Source organism: Pseudomonas sp. SWRI179, from assembly GCF_014268705.1.
In the GTDB taxonomy this organism is placed as follows: domain Bacteria; phylum Pseudomonadota; class Gammaproteobacteria; order Pseudomonadales; family Pseudomonadaceae; genus Aquipseudomonas; species Aquipseudomonas zanjanensis.
Window position 1 is genome coordinate 126,960 of the sequence record NZ_JABWRA010000011.1, and the last position, 16,314, is coordinate 143,273.

Below are 16,314 nucleotides of genomic sequence, written 5' to 3' on the forward strand. Positions count from 1 at the left end.
AGCCCGGCCCGCGGGTTTCAGAAATCAACGGTGGCGGACAACAGCAGCGTGCGCGGTGCGCCTTGGGAAAACGCACCATAGGAGGCGACCCCCGACCAGTAGGCGCGGTCAAACACGTTCTGCACCGTGGCGCGAAAAATCGTGGGCCGCTCGGCGATGCGCGTGGCATAGCGGGCGCCGACATCGAAGCGGGTCCAGGCATCCAGTGCCTGGGTGTTGGCCTGGTCGACGTACTGGCTGGCGGTGTAGATCGCGCCGCTGGTCAACGTCAGCCCGTCGATGCCCGGGGTGTCCCACTCGGCCCAGAGGTTGGCCTGGACCTTGGGCACGCCCACCGGTGTGTTGCCGCGATTGGCGGCCACGGCAGTGCGGGTCAGCTCCCCATCGAGCAGCGTCACGCCACCGAGCAGGCGCGTGCCTCGGGCCACCTCGCCGGACAGGTTCAGTTCCATGCCACGGTTGCGTTGCTGGGCCTGGACCGAAAACACCCCGTTCGACAATTCACCGCTGGGTTTCTGGATCTGGAACAGCGCCAGCGTGGCCATGAAACGGTCGTAGTCGAGCTTGATGCCGATCTCCTGCTGGCGGGAGATGTAGGGTGAGAAAACCTCATCCGCGTTGGTTGCAGCGGACGGCGCAATGTCGCCCTTGCTCAGGCCTTCGATGTAGTTGTAGTACAGCGCGACATGGTCCCAGGGCTTGGCAACGATGCCGAACAGCGGCGTGGTTTTGCTTTTGTCGTAGGACGGGATGGCAACGGTGGTGCTGAAGTTTTCCGACTGGACGTTCTGCCTGCGCAGCCCGAGGGTGACTTGCAGGCGTTCATCGAGCACCGACAGGGTGTCGGCCAGGGCGACGCCGGACAATTGGCTCTCGGAGACTTTCGGGGTGTTGGGTTCGGCGAGGTTGGGCCGGGGCCGGTCGATCGGGTGATAGATGTTCGAGAGGATGGCGGGGCCGGAAATAATGCCCCGGGACAACTCGTCGCGATAACGGCTGACTTGCAACACCGCACGGTGGCTGACCGGCCCGGTGTCGAAGCCCAGGCGCGCGCCGGCGTCGACGGTGTAGCGCCGGACCTTGAATTGGTAATAGCCGGGATCTGATGACGTGTCGCCGGCCGCGTTGATGATGGTCGGGGTCTGGTCGGACATGCGCTCGACCTCGGATTTTCCGCCACCGGCGTGGGCAAACAGCGTCAGTTGGTCGCTGAGGTCATATTCGCCACTCAGCAACGCCGACTTGTCCCGGGCTTGGGAGCGGCCCCAATCCTGGCTGACACTGGTCCGGCCGTTGGCGGCCGAGGGCATCTGCACGCCGGGGGCGATCCTGAAGGGCCGCGATGCGGCGTCGAACGTTTCCTTTTGATTGATCAGGTCCAGGCTCGTGCGCAGGCGATCCCCTTGGTAATCCAGGGAGATGGCGCCAGTACCGACCTCTCGGGACTGCTTGTCGATGGCCGTGTCGCCCTGCTGCAGGCTGCCGTTGAACCTGATCCCGAACCGGCGCTCTTCACCAAAACGCCGGCTGACGTCGAGGTGGCCGCCCAGTTGCGAATCCGTGGCGTAGCGGCTGGTGAATCGGGTCAGGTCCTCGTCGAGGGCGCGCTTGGGGACCACGTTGATCACGCCGCCCACTGCGCTGTTGGGTGACATGCCATACAGCAGGGCGGCAGGCCCCTTGACCAGTTCGATACGCTCGGCGTAATCGGTGAACACCCGGTAGTTGGACGCCACGCCATACACACCGTCGAACGCCAACTCCCCGAGATTGCCTTCCCCCAGCGGAAAACCGCGGATGAAGAATGAGTCGACGATGCCGCCCGCCTGGCCAGTGGCGCGCACCGAAGCATCGCGCTCCAGCAAATCGCCCACGGTGACCGCCTGTTGATCGTTGATCATCGTCGAGGTGTAGCTGCTGACGCTGAACGGCGCATCCATCACATCGGCGTTGCCCAGCAGACCGAGGCGTGCGCCGCGGGCGACCTGGCCGCTGGCGTCGGTGAGTGGCAAGTCGGTGCCGGGTCTGCCGGCGGCACCGACGTTGATCTCCGGCAGGGACACTTGGCGCAGCACCAGGGTATAGCTGCCATCGTCGCGGGCAATCATCTCCACACCGCTGTCACCCAGCAGGCGCGCAAGCGCTTGCGCTGCCGGATAAGTCCCGGACAGTCCCGGGCTGAGCAGCCCCTCGGTGATCGACGGCTGGAACGACAAGGCAATGCCAGCGGTGATCGCAAAGCTCGACAGGGCAGCGCCGAGCGGCCCGGGGGCGATGTCATAGGCCCGGGGGGCAATGGCTTCCAGTTGCGCGGGCACGGCGGCCAAGGCGAACGACCCGGTGACCGTGCCCAAGGCAAGGCTCAACAGCACACTGCGCATGACGAGCTTGGACGGACGATCCGAATGCAGGGGCCGTGCAACGAGCATGGATGGATGACCCTATGGACGAGATGAAATGGTTATTCCTTTCTTTGCCAGTTGAGATCAAAAAAAGTATCACCAAGGGCAGCAAATTTTTTTGCGGGGTCAGGCAGGGGAGAGCGTCACCCAATAACCGCTCAAATGGCCGCTGACCAGGATCGGGTAGGTTTGCGCCAGCATATTGAGCGTGCGCTGGGTATCGCTGATGGGAAAGGCGCCGGAAACCCGCAGTTCGGCAATGGCCGGGTCGCAACGCACGAAGCCCCGGCGATAGCGGGTCAGCTCGGCGACGAAGTCCGCCAGGCGCATCTTGTCGGCCATCAGCATGCCTTGGGCCCAGGCGCCGACGTTGCGGTCTGCCGGGCTCAACGGGCCGAAGGCCTGTGCCGAGAAGTCAGTGCGCTGCCCGGCGTTGACAACGAGCGGCGCGGCCTGGCGAGCATCGGCCAATTCAATCCGCACAGCGCCTTCGAGTACCGCCAGATGGGTGGTCGATGGCAGTTGGCGCACGGTGAACCGCGTGCCCAGGGCCTGCATCCGCCCCTCACGGGTACTGACCAGGAACGGTCGCGCCTGGGGTGAAGCATCCGGCGCGGTCTGCACCAGGATTTCCCCTTCGCGCACCTGGATGAGCCGCTGCTGGGTGTCGAACAGCACGTCGATGGCCGTGTCGGTATTGAGGGTGATGTGGGAACCGTCGGCCAGGGTCAGCTCGCGACGCTCGCCCACGGCGGTGCGATAGTCGGCGGACCATTGCTGCGATTGCGCCAGTTTCCAACTGCCCCAACCGGCAGGCACCACGGCCAGCAGCAACGCCAGTTTGCCAAGGGCCGTGCGCCGTTCGGGGCTGCTCGGGCGATCCAGCGCCGACATCGCCAGCGAGCGTGGCAAACCGCCGAGCTTGCCTTGCAGCACTTGCGCACGGGACCAGGCCCGGCCGCGCTCGGGGCTGCTGGCCCTCCAGCATTCCCACTCGGCGCGCTCGCTGTCGCTGAGGTCGCGCTCACTCAAACGCATCAGCCACTCAGCGGCTTCTTCGAGGACCTTGGGATCGAGCGGCGGCTCATGACGTCGGGTGAGCATTCATTCCACCAACATCAGGCACTGCACGAACGCCTGCTTCATGTAGCGCTTGACCGTGATCAGCGAGACGTCCAGTTGTTGGGCGATGTCGTCGTATTTCAGGCCGCCGATCTGCGACAGCAGGAAGGCCCGTTTGACCGGCGCCGGCAGCGTGTCGAGCATGGCGTCGATTTCGTGCAGGGTTTCCAGCACCAGGAAGCGCAATTCAGGAGACGGTACTTCCTGGGCCGGCAAATGCGCGAGCGCTTCCAGGTAGGCGCGTTCCAGGGCCTTGCGCTGATACCAGTTGATGAGAATGCCCTTGGCGACGCAGCTCAGGTAGGCCCGGGGCTGGTCAATGACGGTGACTTGGGAGGCGAGAATGCGCGTGAAGGTGTCTTGGGCCAGGTCTGCTGCATCCATGGCGTTGCCCAATTTCTTCTTCAACGTGGCGTACAGCCAGCCATGATGGCCGGCGTACAGCGCTTCGATCACGCGCAGATGATGGTCGTTGTTCGCGGGCAGGGTTTCGCTCATGGCTGCGTTTTTTTTGCAATTGAGAAGTATTCCCAATGCTAAAGGACAACTTGTCCGGGACGCAAGCGGCATTCGACAACCCTGCTTCAGGTAGGCGACGGGTTTATCGGCCAGTATCGCAACGCGACGACGGGAATCAGTGCCAACCCATAAGCCAGGCAAACGAACAGGTAGGTGTACTGCAAGCCGTAGACCTGGCTGAGCAACCCCCCGGCGGAAATGCCCGCGATCGACGCAAATTGGGCGGTGCCCTGGGCAATGCCCAGCACGTGGCCTTGTCGCGAGCTGTCGGCGGATTTCGAGATCAGCGCCATCAGCACCGGCGTGGTGGCGCCCAGCAGCACCCCCCAGATGAAGTAGGCGACGACAAAAACGATGGCGTTGCGCGTAGTCCCTGCCAGGGCGGTCAGGGCGATGCACCCGAGCACGACGTAGAGGAGGCGGTGCAAGGTGTCCTGCTGGGTACGGTGCTCGAAATAGCGCGACCAGGCCGTGGCCGAGAGAATGAAACCCAGCGCCAGCAAGCCGTAGCAGAGGCCGACCACCGAGTGGCTGACGTCGAATACCGAGCTTACGTACAAGGAGAATGACGTCTGCGGCAGCATCCGCGCCAACAGCAGGATGCCCATGACGCACAGCAACGACAGCAACGGTGTGCCTTGCCAGACGCTGTCGGTACGACGGGTCGCTGCCGGGGCTTGGCCGGTCGCGGATTTCGTCACCGGTGGCACGTCCGGCAAGGTCATGGCGGCGACCACCGTGCACACCGCGCACAAGGCCGAGGCGATGATGTTGATCCAAAAGAACGTGGCGTAGTCGAGGATCAGCCCCCCGACCACCGCACCGAGCAATGAGCCGACGTTGGTGGATATTTGCAGGATCGCAAACAGCCGCGCTCGACGTGACGGGGCTTCGATGCTGACGCCGTAGGCCTGCGCCGGGGCGATGTAACCGGCAAAGGCGCCTTGCAGGAAACGCAGGATCAGGATGACCCAGATGTCACTGCTCAGCGCCAGCCCGAGCTGGGTCAGCGACAAGCCCGCCAGGGCGCGGATCATCATCAGCTTATGGCCGTAGCGATCACCGATACGGCCCCAGAACGCGCTGGTCAGGATGATGCCCAGCATTGGCCCGACATACACGGCGATGCTGGCGAAGCTGAAAACCGACTCCGACGACGTCAGCCCGCGCAGGTGCACCGGCCAGAACGGCCCGCTCATTTCCATCGCGCCCATGGAGATGAGCTGGATCGCGAACAGAAGGGAAACCAGGATTCTGACGTTCGAACCCTGGAGGGCACCTGCGTGGGACATGACTCGACCTCGGTGGTTAATCGCTGGCAAGCGGGTGGGTGTGCTGCGGGCGATGACTCGGTCGGCAAGATGCCCGGCTGCACGAAAGGTTGCAAGGCGTCGATAGCGCTGCGGCGGTTGTGTGCCCGAGCGTTCGGGGGCTGCCTGAAAAAATAACCGCCGGGGGGTGATACTTTTCCGCAGGTCGACTGGCAATAGGAGTGATTACCATTTTCTCTCGTCGGAAAGGATCCTTAAGCCATGTCTGCTGCACGTCGACCTTGTGGTGAGTCTGCGTTATCCCTCGCGATTCGTACCGCCACCCTGAGTTTCATGCTGGTCGCAGGAAGCGCCACCGCCTGGGCGGCAACCCCCGGGCAAAAGCCCGCCGCCGAGCAAACCTCGGACGTCCCTGCGGTCGACAACGGCCCAGGCTTGACCCTTGATGCCACCAACATCACCGGCACCCGCGACAACCCGAGCGCACTGCCGGCCGAGCTGGCCGGTGGTCAAGTGGCCCGTGGCGCGCGCCTGGGGATGATGGGCAACAAGGACGTGATGGACACGCCATTCAGCGTGACCAGCTACACCGCCAAGACCCTGGCCGACCTGCAAACCGTGACCGCGGCCGATGCCTTGCAACGCGACCCTTCGGTGCGCTCGACGGGCCAGGTGGGCGGTATCGTCGATTCGTTTTTCATCCGTGGTTTTCCCATCGGCGAGGGCAACCTTGGCGAACTGGCCTACGACGGCGTCTACGGCGTGGCGCCCAACTACCGGGTGTTCACCGACTATGCCGAACGGATCGAAGTGCTCAAGGGACCGGGTGCGCTGATGTACGGCATGTCGCCCAACAGCGGCGTGGGCGGGGTGATCAATATCGTCCCCAAGCGGCCGCTGGAAGAAGACCTGACGCGCTTTACCGGCAGCTATGCGTCTGATTCCTACGTGGGCGGGCACCTGGACGTCAGCCGCCGATTCGGCTCGGAAAACCAGTTCGGCGTGCGCTTCAACGGCAGCCTCCAGGGTGGCGACACGGCCGTCGATGATCAGGAGCGCGAGCTCAACATCGGCGCCATCGCCTTCGATTATCGCGGCGAGCGCCTGCGCTTGAGCCTCGACTTCATCAGCCAGAAAGAAAGCTTCGAAGGTGCTTCGCGGCCCTTCACCGTCGCGCCTGGCGTGGAGATTCCATCGGCCCCCAACGGCCGCACCAACGCGTCGCAGAAATGGGGCTGGTCGGACACCAAGGAGCAGTCGGCCTTGCTCGGTGGTGAATACGACCTGACGGACTCGGTCACGGTGTTCGCCCATGCCGGTGGCGGCCGGTCGGACGTCAAGCGGATGTCGGACCAAGTGCCGAGGATTCTTAACAGTGCCGGTGATATCAGCAACAGGCCGGGGTACTACAAATTCAACGTGGATCGTTCGACAGCCGACGTGGGGGTACGTGGTGTATTCGACACCGGCCCCGTCACTCACACGACGACGCTGATGGCGAGCACTTATCAGGATGAGCTGTCCCGGGGCATCACCAACGGGTCGGATGTCCCCTCGAACATCTATCACCCAGTGGACAGGCCCAAGCCCGCCATCAACGCGCCCAAGGTGTTGCGTGTTTCCGAGACGCAGCTGTCCGGCTTCGCCTTGACCGACACCTTGTCGGCATTGGATGACCGTGTCCAACTGACCCTGGGGTTGCGCCGGCAAAACGTCAAGTCGGAAAACTACAACACCACCGTGATCACTCCGTCCTACGACAAAAGCAAAACCACGCCAATGTTCGGTGTCGTCGTCAAGCCCTGGGAAGACGTGTCGCTCTACTACAACTATGTCGAGGGTCTGAGTAAAGGTGACACCGCGCCCGCCAACGCGATCAATTCCAACCAAATGTTCGCACCTTATGAATCCAGGCAACACGAGATGGGCGTCAAGTATGAGCACGGCACGTTCATGACCACCCTGGCACTGTTCCAGATCGAGAAACCCAGTGGCGAGCTCGATGCGAACGATGTCTTCTCGGTGCAGGCCGAACAGCGCAACCGTGGTGTGGAATTGAGTGTGTTCGGCGAAGTGGCTCCCGGTACCCGCTTGATGGGTGGCGTGACACTGCTCGACGGCGAACTGACGGATTCCGCCACGGTGGCAAACCGTGGCAATAAACCGGTCGGCGTGCCAGACGTCCAAGCCAACCTGTGGGCGGAATGGGACACCCCGTGGGTGGAAGGCTTTACCCTCACCAGCGGTGCGATCTACACCAGCAGCCAATACGTGAACCAGGCCAACACCCAGGAGCTGGATGCCTGGACCCGCTTTGACGCGGGTGCTCGCTACGCCACCAAGATCGAAGGTCGACCGACGACGTTCAGGGCCACGGTCCAGAACGTCTTTGACCGTGAATACTGGTCGGGCGTCGCCTCGTATGGTGCTTTCTCGCCAGGCTCTCCGCGTACCTTGCAGTTGTCGGCCACGGTGGATTTCTGAGGCGGGGCGAGGGGCTCAAGCACAGGACCAATCCTTTATATAGGAGGGTGCTATTCACTCAAGAAGAACGATGAACCTGTGGCGAGGGAGCTTGCTCCCGCTCGAGTGCGAAGCGCTCGCAAAAAGGGGCTGCTAAGCAGCCCAGCGGGAGCAAGCTCCCTCGCCACAAGGATTTAGGCAGGTCTTAAGTGAACAGCGCTATTGCCCTTTGGCCGGCAGCCCCATCTTTTCCAGCGTCAGCGTTTCATCGGCGCGCCCCCAGCCACCGTCTGCCACCTCTTCCACCAGGACCATGGTGAACGGACGAACCCCTTCGCCGAAGTATTCGACGAACATCTCCGTGGTGCGGTGGATGATCTCTTCCTTGCGCGCGTGGTCCAGGATTCCTTCGGGAAATTTGTAGTTGGCAAATGGCATGGATCGACTCCGTGGGTGTGAAAGATTCGGCAGGGGCGAGGGGCCCCTGGCGCGCATCTTTCTCCTTTAGGTCCGTGGAATAAATCCCTCTGGGTTGGCATCTGCATTCAACGTGCGTGAACAATCGCGCACTCAGTGCGAATGACGCGGCTCACCACTACGAGCAATCACCCGCAGGTGCAACGTCGCCGGCTCCAGGCACCCCCCCGTGGAAAGCTGTCCCACCAATTGCCGATACAGTTCCTGCCAAGGGGTTTGCGAGGGCGGGATGTTCGGCGTCCACGCGAGTCGGCGCCGGGCCATTTCTTCCTCGTCGATCAGCAGGTTCACCGTGCGGGTGTTCAGGTCCACTTTCAGCCGGTCGTTGGTTTGCAGCAACGCCAGGCCGCCACCCACAGCCGCTTCAGGCGACATGTTGAGGATCGATGGGCTCGCCGAGGTGCCGCTCTGGCGACCGTCCCCCAGGCAGGGCAGGGAGTCGATGCCTTGTTTGATCAGTGCGGCTGGCGGGGCCATGTTCACCACCTCCGCGCTGCCGGGGTAGCCCACCGTGCCAACGCCGCGAATCACCAGGATGCAGCGCTCATCGATGTCCAGCGCCGGGTCGTCGATGCGGGCGTGGTAATCCTCCGGTCCTTCGAAGACGATGGCCCGGGCTTCGAAACTGTTCTCGGCGCCGGGCTCGGACAGGTAGGTCTTGCGAAACGCCTCGCCCACCACCGACATCTTCATGATCGCGCTGTCGAAGAAATTGCCGCTGAGTACGATGAAACCGGCACGGTGCTTGAGCGGCGTCTCAAAGGGATGGATCACATCGGCGTTGCTGGTCAGGCTGTCGCTGACGATTTCGCCGATGGTCCTGCCGCTGACCGTGGCGCAGCTTTCGTGCAGGCGTCCGGCTTTTTGCAGTTCATGCATGACCGAGGGCACGCCGCCGGCCCGATGGAACCCTTCGCCCAGGTACTTGCCCGCCGGCATGCAATTGACCAGCAGCGGCACGTCTTCGCCAATCTGTTGCCAATCGTCCAGGCTCAGTTCGACGCCCATGTGCCGGGCGATGGCGATCAGGTGCGGCGGGCAATTGCTCGAAGCGCCGAGGGCGGAGGCGACGGCGATGGCGTTCTCGAAGGCCTGGCGGGTCATGATCTGGGAAGGGCGCACGTCCTGGAGCACCAATTCGCAGATACGCTTGCCGGTGGCGTAGGCCATTTGCCCGCGCTCGCGATAGGGCGCCGGGATGCTCGCGCAACCGGGCAGCGACATGCCCAGGGCTTCGGCCAGGGCGTTCATCGACAAGGCGGTGCCCATGGTGTTGCAGTGACCCACCGAGGGCGAGGCCGCGGTGGTCATTTCCATGAAGCCTTCGTAGTCGATCTCGCCGGCGGCCATCAGGTTGCGCGCATGCCAGAGCACGGTGCCGGAGCCGATCAGTTCGCCCTTGTGATGGCCGTCGAGCATCGGCCCGCCGGACAGGACAATGGCGGGCAAGTCGGTGGTCGCCGCCGCCATCAGGCAGGCGGGCGTGGTCTTGTCGCAACCGGTGGTGAGCACCACGCCATCCAACGGGTAGCCGTGAAGGATTTCCACCAGCCCCAGGTAGGCCAGGTTGCGGTCCAGCGCCGCCGTGGGCCGCCGCGACTGTTCGGCGATCGGGTGCACCGGGAATTCCATGGGAATGCCACCGGCATCACGAATACCGGCCTTGACCCGTTGGGCCAGTTCCAGGTGATGACGGTTGCAGGGCGTCAGGTCGCTGCCGGTCTGGGCGATGCCGATGATCGGGCGTCCCGATTGCAGCTCTTCGCGGGTCATGCCGTAGTTCATGTAGCGTTCGACATACAGCGCGGTCATGTCCGCGTGGGCCGGGTCGTTGAACCATTGCTCGCTGCGCAGGCGGCGTTTAGGCGTGTCACTCATGATTCATGTCTCTCTTGTAATTGGATGAATCGGTCACGGTGGTGGCCTCAGCGGCCCAGCAGACCTCGGGCGGCGAGGTTACGGATCAAGGCGCTGACACCGAAGGTCCAGGGGGCGGCATCGCAGCTGTGGGTGACCTGATTATGCAGGCTGCCGAGCAACGGGCTGCTGATGCTGACCACGTCCCCGCGCTTGTGGGTGAAACCGCTGCCGGGATGATCGCGGTCTTCGGTGGGGGCGAACAGGGTACCGAGAAACAGCACGAACCCGTCCGGATATTGGTGGTTGGCGTTGAGCGTCTGGCCCGCCAGGTCCTGCGGGTCACGGCTGATCTGGCTCATGGAACTCGAACCGTGCAGTCGGTAGCCATCTTCGCCTTGTACCTTGAGATCAACCACGCAAGCGCGAACGTCATCCAGGCTGAAGTGTTCGTCGAACAGGCGAATGAACGGGCCGATGGCGCAAGACGCGTTGTTGTCCTTGGCCTTGCTCAGCAACAGCGCACTGCGGCCTTCGATGTCCCGCAAGTTGACATCGTTGCCCAGGGTGGCGCCGTGGATCTGGCCACGGCTGTTCACCGCCAGCACCACTTCCGGTTCCGGGTTGTTCCATTGCGAGATCGGATGAATGCCGATGCGGCTGCCGCTGCCCACGGCGGCCAGGACCGGTGCCTTGGTGAAGATTTCCGCATCCGGGCCGATGCCGACTTCCAGGTATTGCGACCACATGCCCTGTTCAATGAGCAAGGCTTTCAGGCGCATGGCTTGCTCGGATCCCGGCACGATGGCCCGCAGGTTGTCGCCGATCACGCTGTGCACGGTGGCACGGACAGCCTCGGCCTTTGCCGCGTCACCGCCGGCCTGTTCCTCGATCACCCGTTCGATCATGCTGGCGGCGAACGTTACGCCGGCGGCCTTGATCACTTGCAAGTCCAGGGGCGGCAAGAGGAACGGCTTGGTCGGGTCGGCATCAATGCCGGTATTGGCCAGCAACGCTTCGACGCTGGCGATGAAGGTACCGGGCGCCTGCCTGACAGCGGCCAGGGGGGATTCTGTTTCCAGCAAGTCGCTCAATGTCGCAAAACGCTCCGACAGGTCGAACACCCCGTCACTGCGCAGCACCACGGGTGAAGGGCCGGCGATCCGGCCTGGCACCCAGGCACGACCAATCAGGGTGCCGGCGACGCCATCGACGGGCAGGGTGTTCTCGGGAGTCAGCATCAGCGACATGGGCAGTCTTCCTGGTGAGTAAAGCGTTCAAGCTAGGGCGCGCTGTTGATGAACTCCAATGAGATATATTCAGTATCTGATAACGTCCGGTTATTGCATCGTCGAGGATTGCCCATGTCCGATCTGTCTTTCTCCAGCTTCTGCGGCTGGCTCAAATTTCGCCATCTGCTGCTGATCGATACCTTGGGGCGCACCTGCAACATGCATCTGGCGGCCGAGCAGATGAACCTCAGCCAGCCGGCCGTGAGCAAGATGCTCAAGGAAATCGAAAGCCTGCTCGGCTTTGCCCTGTTCGAACGCCGCCCCCGGAGCATGCCGCCCACCGCACTGGGCGAACATGTGCTGCGCTACGCGCAGATCGCCTTGAACGACGCCCGTTCGTTCGTCGAGCAAATCAGCAGCCTGCGCGAAGGCGGCCATGGCTACCTCAAGGTCGGCGGTATCTTTGCCGCGACGGCGGTGGCCTTGCCCGAGGCGATCCTGCAGATCAAGCAACGCTGGCCCTTGCTGTCCATCGAGGTGGTGGAGCAGACCAGCAACCATCTGATGAAGATGCTTGAAGAAAAGAAACTTGACCTGGCCGTGGCGCGGTTTACCGAGCAAAGCCAGCAACAGCGCTACGATTTCCAGCCCCTGGCCCCGGAGCCGTTCTGCATCGTGGTCAACGACCGCCACCCCCTGGCGAGCGCCGGGCCGACCTCCTTGCAGCAATTGGTGGACCAGCCGTGGATTCTCTACCCGGTCGGCACGCCGATCCGCGCCCGCATGGAACTGGCCTTCGCCGAAGCCGGGGTGGGAATGCCGCGCAACACCATCGACACCATTTCCATGCAGACCTTCCTCCAGGTCCTGCAACGCGGCCCCATGATCGGCATGCTGCCCAATGCCATGGTCGATCCGCTGCTCGAAAGCGGCCAGCTCAAGACCCTCGATACGCCGCTGCACCTGGTGCCGCAGGATTACGGGATCCTGACGCGAAAGGATGAGCCGTTGGTGGGCGCGGCGCTGGAGTTCGCCGAGATCCTGAAGGACAACGCCCGCCTGGCCGCAATACTGGACACTTAGGGGGCTCGCTGACTCCATCCTGCGGAGGGCTTAGGTTGGCAAGGTCGCTTTTGTGGCGAGGGAGCTTGCTCCCGCTGGGCTGCGTAGCAGACCCAAAGCCGTGAACTCAACTTGCCTGGTACACCGAGTTGCCTGGTTTCAGGGCCGCTGCGCGCCCCAGCGGGAGCAAGCTCCCTCGCCACAAAACTCATACAAACTTAAAGCATGCTGCCACGACCGGGGGGGGCGGCGGCATTGGAGAGAGCCGACGGCTATCTCGATAACGTCTCGTTATCAACTAATCCAAAAATGCCATTGGGAAAGAATCGATCCCCGACAGTAGAGTCCTCGTTCAATCGCCGGATGACTCGCTCATTCGACGTGACCCAATAAAAACAATCAGGGGTTACTTATGCAAACCATCTCCGAGCAGTTGCCCGCCCAGGCACAAGCTGGCGAGCTCGACTTCGAAGACCGGACCTACCGCAAGGTCATCTGGCGCATCCTTCCCGTCCTGCTCCTGTGCTACATGGCGGCGTACCTCGATCGGGTGAACATCGGGTTCGCCAAGCTCGACATGCTCAACGAGCTGCAATTCAGCAACACCGTGTATGCCTTGGGCGCCAGTATGTTTTTCTGGGGCTATTTCCTCTTCGAAGTCCCCAGCAACCTGTTGCTGCATCGCTTTGGCGCGCGGTTCTGGATCGCCCGGATCATGCTCAGCTGGGCGGTGATCTCCATGGCCGTGGCCTACACCGTGCCGCTGGCGGCGTTTTTCCATCTCGAATCGAGCACGATGTTCTACGTGCTGCGTTTCCTGCTGGGGATCTGCGAAGCGGGCTTTTTCCCTGGCGTGATCCTCTACCTCAACTACTGGTTCCCGACCCACCGGCAGAGCCGGGTGATGTCCGGGTTCCTGCTGGCGCTGCCGGTCAGCCTGACCCTGGGTGGCATCCTCTCCGGCTGGCTGATGAACAGCATGCAGGGCGTCCACGGCATGTCCGGTTGGCAATGGATGCTGATCATCGAAGGGATTCCGTCGATCATCATGGCGTTCGTGGTGATCGTCTGCCTGGCCGACAACATCGACAAGGCCAAATGGCTCTCCGTCGCGGAAAAAGCCCTGCTCAAGGCCAATCTGCAAACCGACAACCAGGGCAAGGCCACGCGCTTGAGCGAAGTGTTCTTCAACCCTCGGGTGTGGTTGCTGGTGCTGATCCTGCTGACCTTCAACACCGGTTTCTATGGCCTGGCGTTCTGGATGCCGTCGATCATCAAGAGCACCGGCATCACCAATAGCCTGCATATCGGTTTGCTCACTGCCATTCCTTACTCGGTGGCGGTGGTGGCGATGCTGCTCAACGCCCGTCATTCCAACCGTACCGGCGAGCGGCGGCTGCATGCGGCGATCCCGGCCTTCATTGGCGGTGTCGGGCTGATCCTCAGCGCGTTTTTCGCCGATAACCTGGTGCTATCGGTCCTGTTCCTCAGTGTCTCCGCCTCGGGGATCCTCAGCCTGATGCCGATCTTCTGGACCCTGCCGGGCACCGTGCTGTCGGGCGTTGCCGCCGCGGCCGGGATCGGCATGATCAACGCCATCGGCAACCTGTCGGGCTTCACCGGTTCGATGATCACCGCCGTGGCGGAAACGCTGACGGGTAATATCAATAACGGTACTTACGTGTTGGCCTTGTGTCTGTTGGTCAGCGGTGGATTGATCCTCGCGATCCCTGCCTCAATGCTCGGCAGGACGCCCAAGACCGCGCCCACGGCAGCGCAACTGGAGACCGCATGAGTCTGCAAAACAAGCGAGTCCTGGTGACGGCGGCCGGGCAAGGCATCGGCTTGGCCAGCGCGGTGGCCTTCGCCCAGGCCGGCGCCGAGGTGTTTGCCAGCGACATCGACATTCGCGCACTGGCGGGCATCGATGGGGTCACGCCGATGATCCTGGATGTCACCTCGGCCGATGCCATCGACGCTGCTCGCGACCACATCGGTGGGCTCGACGTGCTGTTCAACTGTGCCGGCTTTGTGCACAGCGGCAACATCCTGGAATGCGATGAAGCGTCCTGGGCACGTTCGATGGACCTCAATGTCACGGCCATGTACCGCATGATCCGGGCGTTCCTGCCGGGCATGCTGGCCCGTGGCGGCGGCTCGATCATCAACATGTCGTCGGTCGCGTCCAGCATCAAGGGCGTGCCCAATCGTTTCGCCTATGCTGCCAGCAAGGCGGCGGTGGTGGGGCTGACCAAATCCGTCGCCATCGACTTTGTCGGCCAGGGCATTCGCTGCAACGCCATCTGCCCCGGCACGGTGGACTCGCCTTCGCTACGCCAGCGCATCGCCGACCAGGCTGCGCGACAAGGTGTCGAAGAAGCAGAGGTCTATCGGCAGTTTCTCGACCGCCAGCCCATGGGACGTATTGGCCACACCGAGGAAATCGCGCAATTGGCGTTGTACCTGGGCAGCGACGCGTCCGCCTACACCACCGGGACGGTCCATGTGATTGATGGCGGCATGAGCCTCTGAATTTTCCCTTGAACAGGAGCACTTCATGAAACTGTTGCGTTACGGCGAAAAAGGTTCGGAAAAACCCGGGCTGTTGGATGAAGACAAGCAGATCCGCGACCTGTCGGGCCACGTGCCGGACATCGCCGGGCAGGCCTTGGGCCCGGAAAGCCTGGCGCGTCTCGCCGCCCTCGACCCCCGCAGCCTGCCGCTCGTTACCGGCCAGCCGCGCATCGGGGCCTGTGTCGGCCAGGTCGGCAAATTCATCTGCATTGGCCTGAACTACGCCGACCATGCCGCCGAATCGAACATGGACGTGCCGAAAGAGCCGATCATTTTCAATAAATGGACCAGTGCCATTTGCGGGCCGAACGACGACGTCCAGATCCCCCGTGGCTCGCTCAAGACCGATTGGGAAGTCGAGTTGGGCGTGGTCATCGGCAAGGGCGGGCGCTACATCGACGAAGCCAATGCCATGGAGCATGTCGCCGGTTATTGCGTCATCAACGATGTGTCGGAGCGTGAGTGGCAGCTGGAGCGCGGCGGCACCTGGGACAAGGGCAAGGGCTTCGACACCTTCGGCCCCCTTGGACCCTGGCTGGTGACCCGGGACGAAATCGCCGACCCCCATACGCTGGATCTGTGGCTGGAAGTCGACGGGCATCGCTATCAAAACGGCAATACCCGGACGCTGATCTTCAGCGTGCCGCAACTGATCGCCTACCTGAGCCGCTGCATGAGCCTGCAACCGGGGGATGTGATTTCCACCGGGACGCCCCCGGGTGTTGGGCTGGGCATCAAGCCCAACCCGGTGTTCCTGCGCCCGGGCCAGACCATGCGCTTGGGTATCGAAGGCTTGGGCGAACAGTGTCAGGTCACCGTGCAGGCGGACTGATCATTGGGCTTGCGGCCGTCTTCGCGAGCAGGCTCGCTCCCACAGAAGGACTTCCGATGCACGCGGATATTGTGCCTGCTGAAGATCCCCTGTGGGAGCGGGCTTGCTCGCGAAGGCGGCGTCACAGTCAATGAAGATGTTGAATGTGCCGGCCTCTTCGCGAGCAAGCCCGCTCCCACAGTTTGTCCCGGGTGATCGCCGGATAGGCGTTCAACTCAAATCCCTGTGGGAGCGAGCCTGCTCGCGAAGGCGGCATCACAGTCAATAAAGATGTTGAATGTGCCGACCTCTTCGCGAGCAGGCTCGCTCCCACAGAAGGACTTCCGATACACGCGGATATTGTGCCTGCTGAAGATCCCCTGTGGGAGCGGGCTTGCTCGCGAAGGCGGCATCACAGTCAATGAAGATGTTGAATGTGCCGGCCTCTTCGCGAGCAAGCCCGCTCCCACAGTTTGTCCCGGGTGACCGCCGGATAGGCGTTCAACTCAAATCCCTGTGGGAGC

The 16,314-nt window shown here is 62.7% G+C and carries 12 protein-coding genes; 5 read left to right on the top strand and 7 right to left on the bottom strand.

Going from position 1 to position 16,314, the window contains the following annotated elements; genetic code table 11:
* Window positions 1–17: 17 nt before the first annotated feature.
* The 4 genes from HU767_RS08950 to HU767_RS08965 all read right to left on the bottom strand — a co-directional run bounded on the left by HU767_RS08950 (window position 18) and on the right by HU767_RS08965 (window position 5,335).
* Window positions 18–2,429 carry a TonB-dependent receptor gene (locus HU767_RS08950; protein WP_186729317.1) on the bottom strand — a complete coding sequence of 804 codons (2,412 nt, stop codon included), beginning with the start codon at window positions 2,427–2,429 and terminating at the stop codon, window positions 18–20.
* Window positions 2,430–2,528: 99 nt separating this feature from the next.
* Window positions 2,529–3,506, bottom strand: coding sequence for a FecR domain-containing protein (locus HU767_RS08955; RefSeq protein ID WP_186729318.1), 978 nt, complete (start codon window positions 3,504–3,506; stop codon window positions 2,529–2,531).
* Entirely contained in the window at window positions 3,507–4,022 is a 516-nt protein-coding gene (locus HU767_RS08960) for a sigma-70 family RNA polymerase sigma factor (RefSeq protein ID WP_186705849.1), read from the bottom strand.
* Window positions 4,023–4,108: 86 nt separating this feature from the next.
* Window positions 4,109–5,335: an MFS transporter gene (locus HU767_RS08965; protein WP_186729319.1), complete on the bottom strand. Its 1,227-nt coding sequence runs from the start codon at window positions 5,333–5,335 to the stop codon at window positions 4,109–4,111.
* A gap of 240 nt (window positions 5,336–5,575) precedes the next feature.
* Between HU767_RS08965 and HU767_RS08970 the strand changes: the two genes are divergently transcribed.
* Window positions 5,576–7,798: a TonB-dependent siderophore receptor gene (locus HU767_RS08970; protein WP_186729320.1), complete on the top strand. Its 2,223-nt coding sequence runs from the start codon at window positions 5,576–5,578 to the stop codon at window positions 7,796–7,798.
* Window positions 7,799–7,996: 198 nt separating this feature from the next.
* On the opposite strand, the gene HU767_RS08975 is transcribed toward HU767_RS08970, so the two are convergent.
* The 3 genes from HU767_RS08975 to HU767_RS08985 form a co-directional block, all read right to left on the bottom strand.
* Complete coding sequence (locus tag HU767_RS08975; RefSeq protein ID WP_186705852.1) at window positions 7,997–8,215, bottom strand: 4-oxalocrotonate tautomerase family protein; 219 nt, start codon at window positions 8,213–8,215, stop codon at window positions 7,997–7,999.
* 132 nt (window positions 8,216–8,347) lie between these two features.
* Entirely contained in the window at window positions 8,348–10,132 is a 1,785-nt protein-coding gene (locus HU767_RS08980; RefSeq protein WP_186729321.1) for an IlvD/Edd family dehydratase, read from the bottom strand.
* A gap of 47 nt (window positions 10,133–10,179) precedes the next feature.
* A complete protein-coding gene (locus HU767_RS08985; protein WP_186729322.1) occupies window positions 10,180–11,361 on the bottom strand; it encodes a fumarylacetoacetate hydrolase family protein in 1,182 nt (393 codons plus the stop codon).
* A 114-nt stretch (window positions 11,362–11,475) separates the two neighbouring features.
* Between HU767_RS08985 and HU767_RS08990 the strand changes: the two genes are divergently transcribed.
* From HU767_RS08990 to HU767_RS09005, 4 genes are all read left to right on the top strand, one after another.
* A complete protein-coding gene (locus tag HU767_RS08990) occupies window positions 11,476–12,426 on the top strand; it encodes a LysR family transcriptional regulator (RefSeq protein ID WP_186729323.1) in 951 nt (316 codons plus the stop codon).
* 391 nt (window positions 12,427–12,817) lie between these two features.
* Entirely contained in the window at window positions 12,818–14,200 is a 1,383-nt protein-coding gene (locus HU767_RS08995; protein WP_186729324.1) for an MFS transporter, read from the top strand.
* The gene (locus HU767_RS09000; RefSeq protein WP_186729325.1) at window positions 14,197–14,937 is read left to right on the top strand and encodes an SDR family oxidoreductase; all 741 of its coding nucleotides are present in this window, start codon (window positions 14,197–14,199) and stop codon (window positions 14,935–14,937) included. Before HU767_RS08995 ends, HU767_RS09000 begins: the two co-directional genes overlap by 4 nt.
* Before the next feature lie 25 nt (window positions 14,938–14,962).
* On the top strand, window positions 14,963–15,811 hold the full coding sequence (locus tag HU767_RS09005) for an ureidoglycolate lyase (RefSeq protein WP_186705858.1): 849 nt from the start codon (window positions 14,963–14,965) through the stop codon (window positions 15,809–15,811).
* Window positions 15,812–16,314: the final 503 nt, after the last annotated feature.

Excerpts from the sequence above, each read along its gene's own strand:
- HU767_RS08950 (WP_186729317.1), bottom strand. The coding sequence starts at position 2,429 with ATGCTCGTTGCACGGCCCCTGCATTCGGATCGTCCGTCCAAGCTCGTC.
- HU767_RS08955 (WP_186729318.1), bottom strand. The coding sequence starts at position 3,506 with ATGCTCACCCGACGTCATGAGCCGCCGCTCGATCCCAAGGTCCTCGAA.
- HU767_RS08960 (WP_186705849.1), bottom strand. The coding sequence starts at position 4,022 with ATGAGCGAAACCCTGCCCGCGAACAACGACCATCATCTGCGCGTGATC.
- HU767_RS08965 (WP_186729319.1), bottom strand. The coding sequence starts at position 5,335 with ATGTCCCACGCAGGTGCCCTCCAGGGTTCGAACGTCAGAATCCTGGTT.
- HU767_RS08970 (WP_186729320.1), top strand. The coding sequence starts at position 5,576 with ATGTCTGCTGCACGTCGACCTTGTGGTGAGTCTGCGTTATCCCTCGCG.
- HU767_RS08975 (WP_186705852.1), bottom strand. The coding sequence starts at position 8,215 with ATGCCATTTGCCAACTACAAATTTCCCGAAGGAATCCTGGACCACGCG.
- HU767_RS08980 (WP_186729321.1), bottom strand. The coding sequence starts at position 10,132 with ATGAGTGACACGCCTAAACGCCGCCTGCGCAGCGAGCAATGGTTCAAC.
- HU767_RS08985 (WP_186729322.1), bottom strand. The coding sequence starts at position 11,361 with ATGTCGCTGATGCTGACTCCCGAGAACACCCTGCCCGTCGATGGCGTC.
- HU767_RS08990 (WP_186729323.1), top strand. The coding sequence starts at position 11,476 with ATGTCCGATCTGTCTTTCTCCAGCTTCTGCGGCTGGCTCAAATTTCGC.
- HU767_RS08995 (WP_186729324.1), top strand. The coding sequence starts at position 12,818 with ATGCAAACCATCTCCGAGCAGTTGCCCGCCCAGGCACAAGCTGGCGAG.
- HU767_RS09000 (WP_186729325.1), top strand. The coding sequence starts at position 14,197 with ATGAGTCTGCAAAACAAGCGAGTCCTGGTGACGGCGGCCGGGCAAGGC.
- HU767_RS09005 (WP_186705858.1), top strand. The coding sequence starts at position 14,963 with ATGAAACTGTTGCGTTACGGCGAAAAAGGTTCGGAAAAACCCGGGCTG.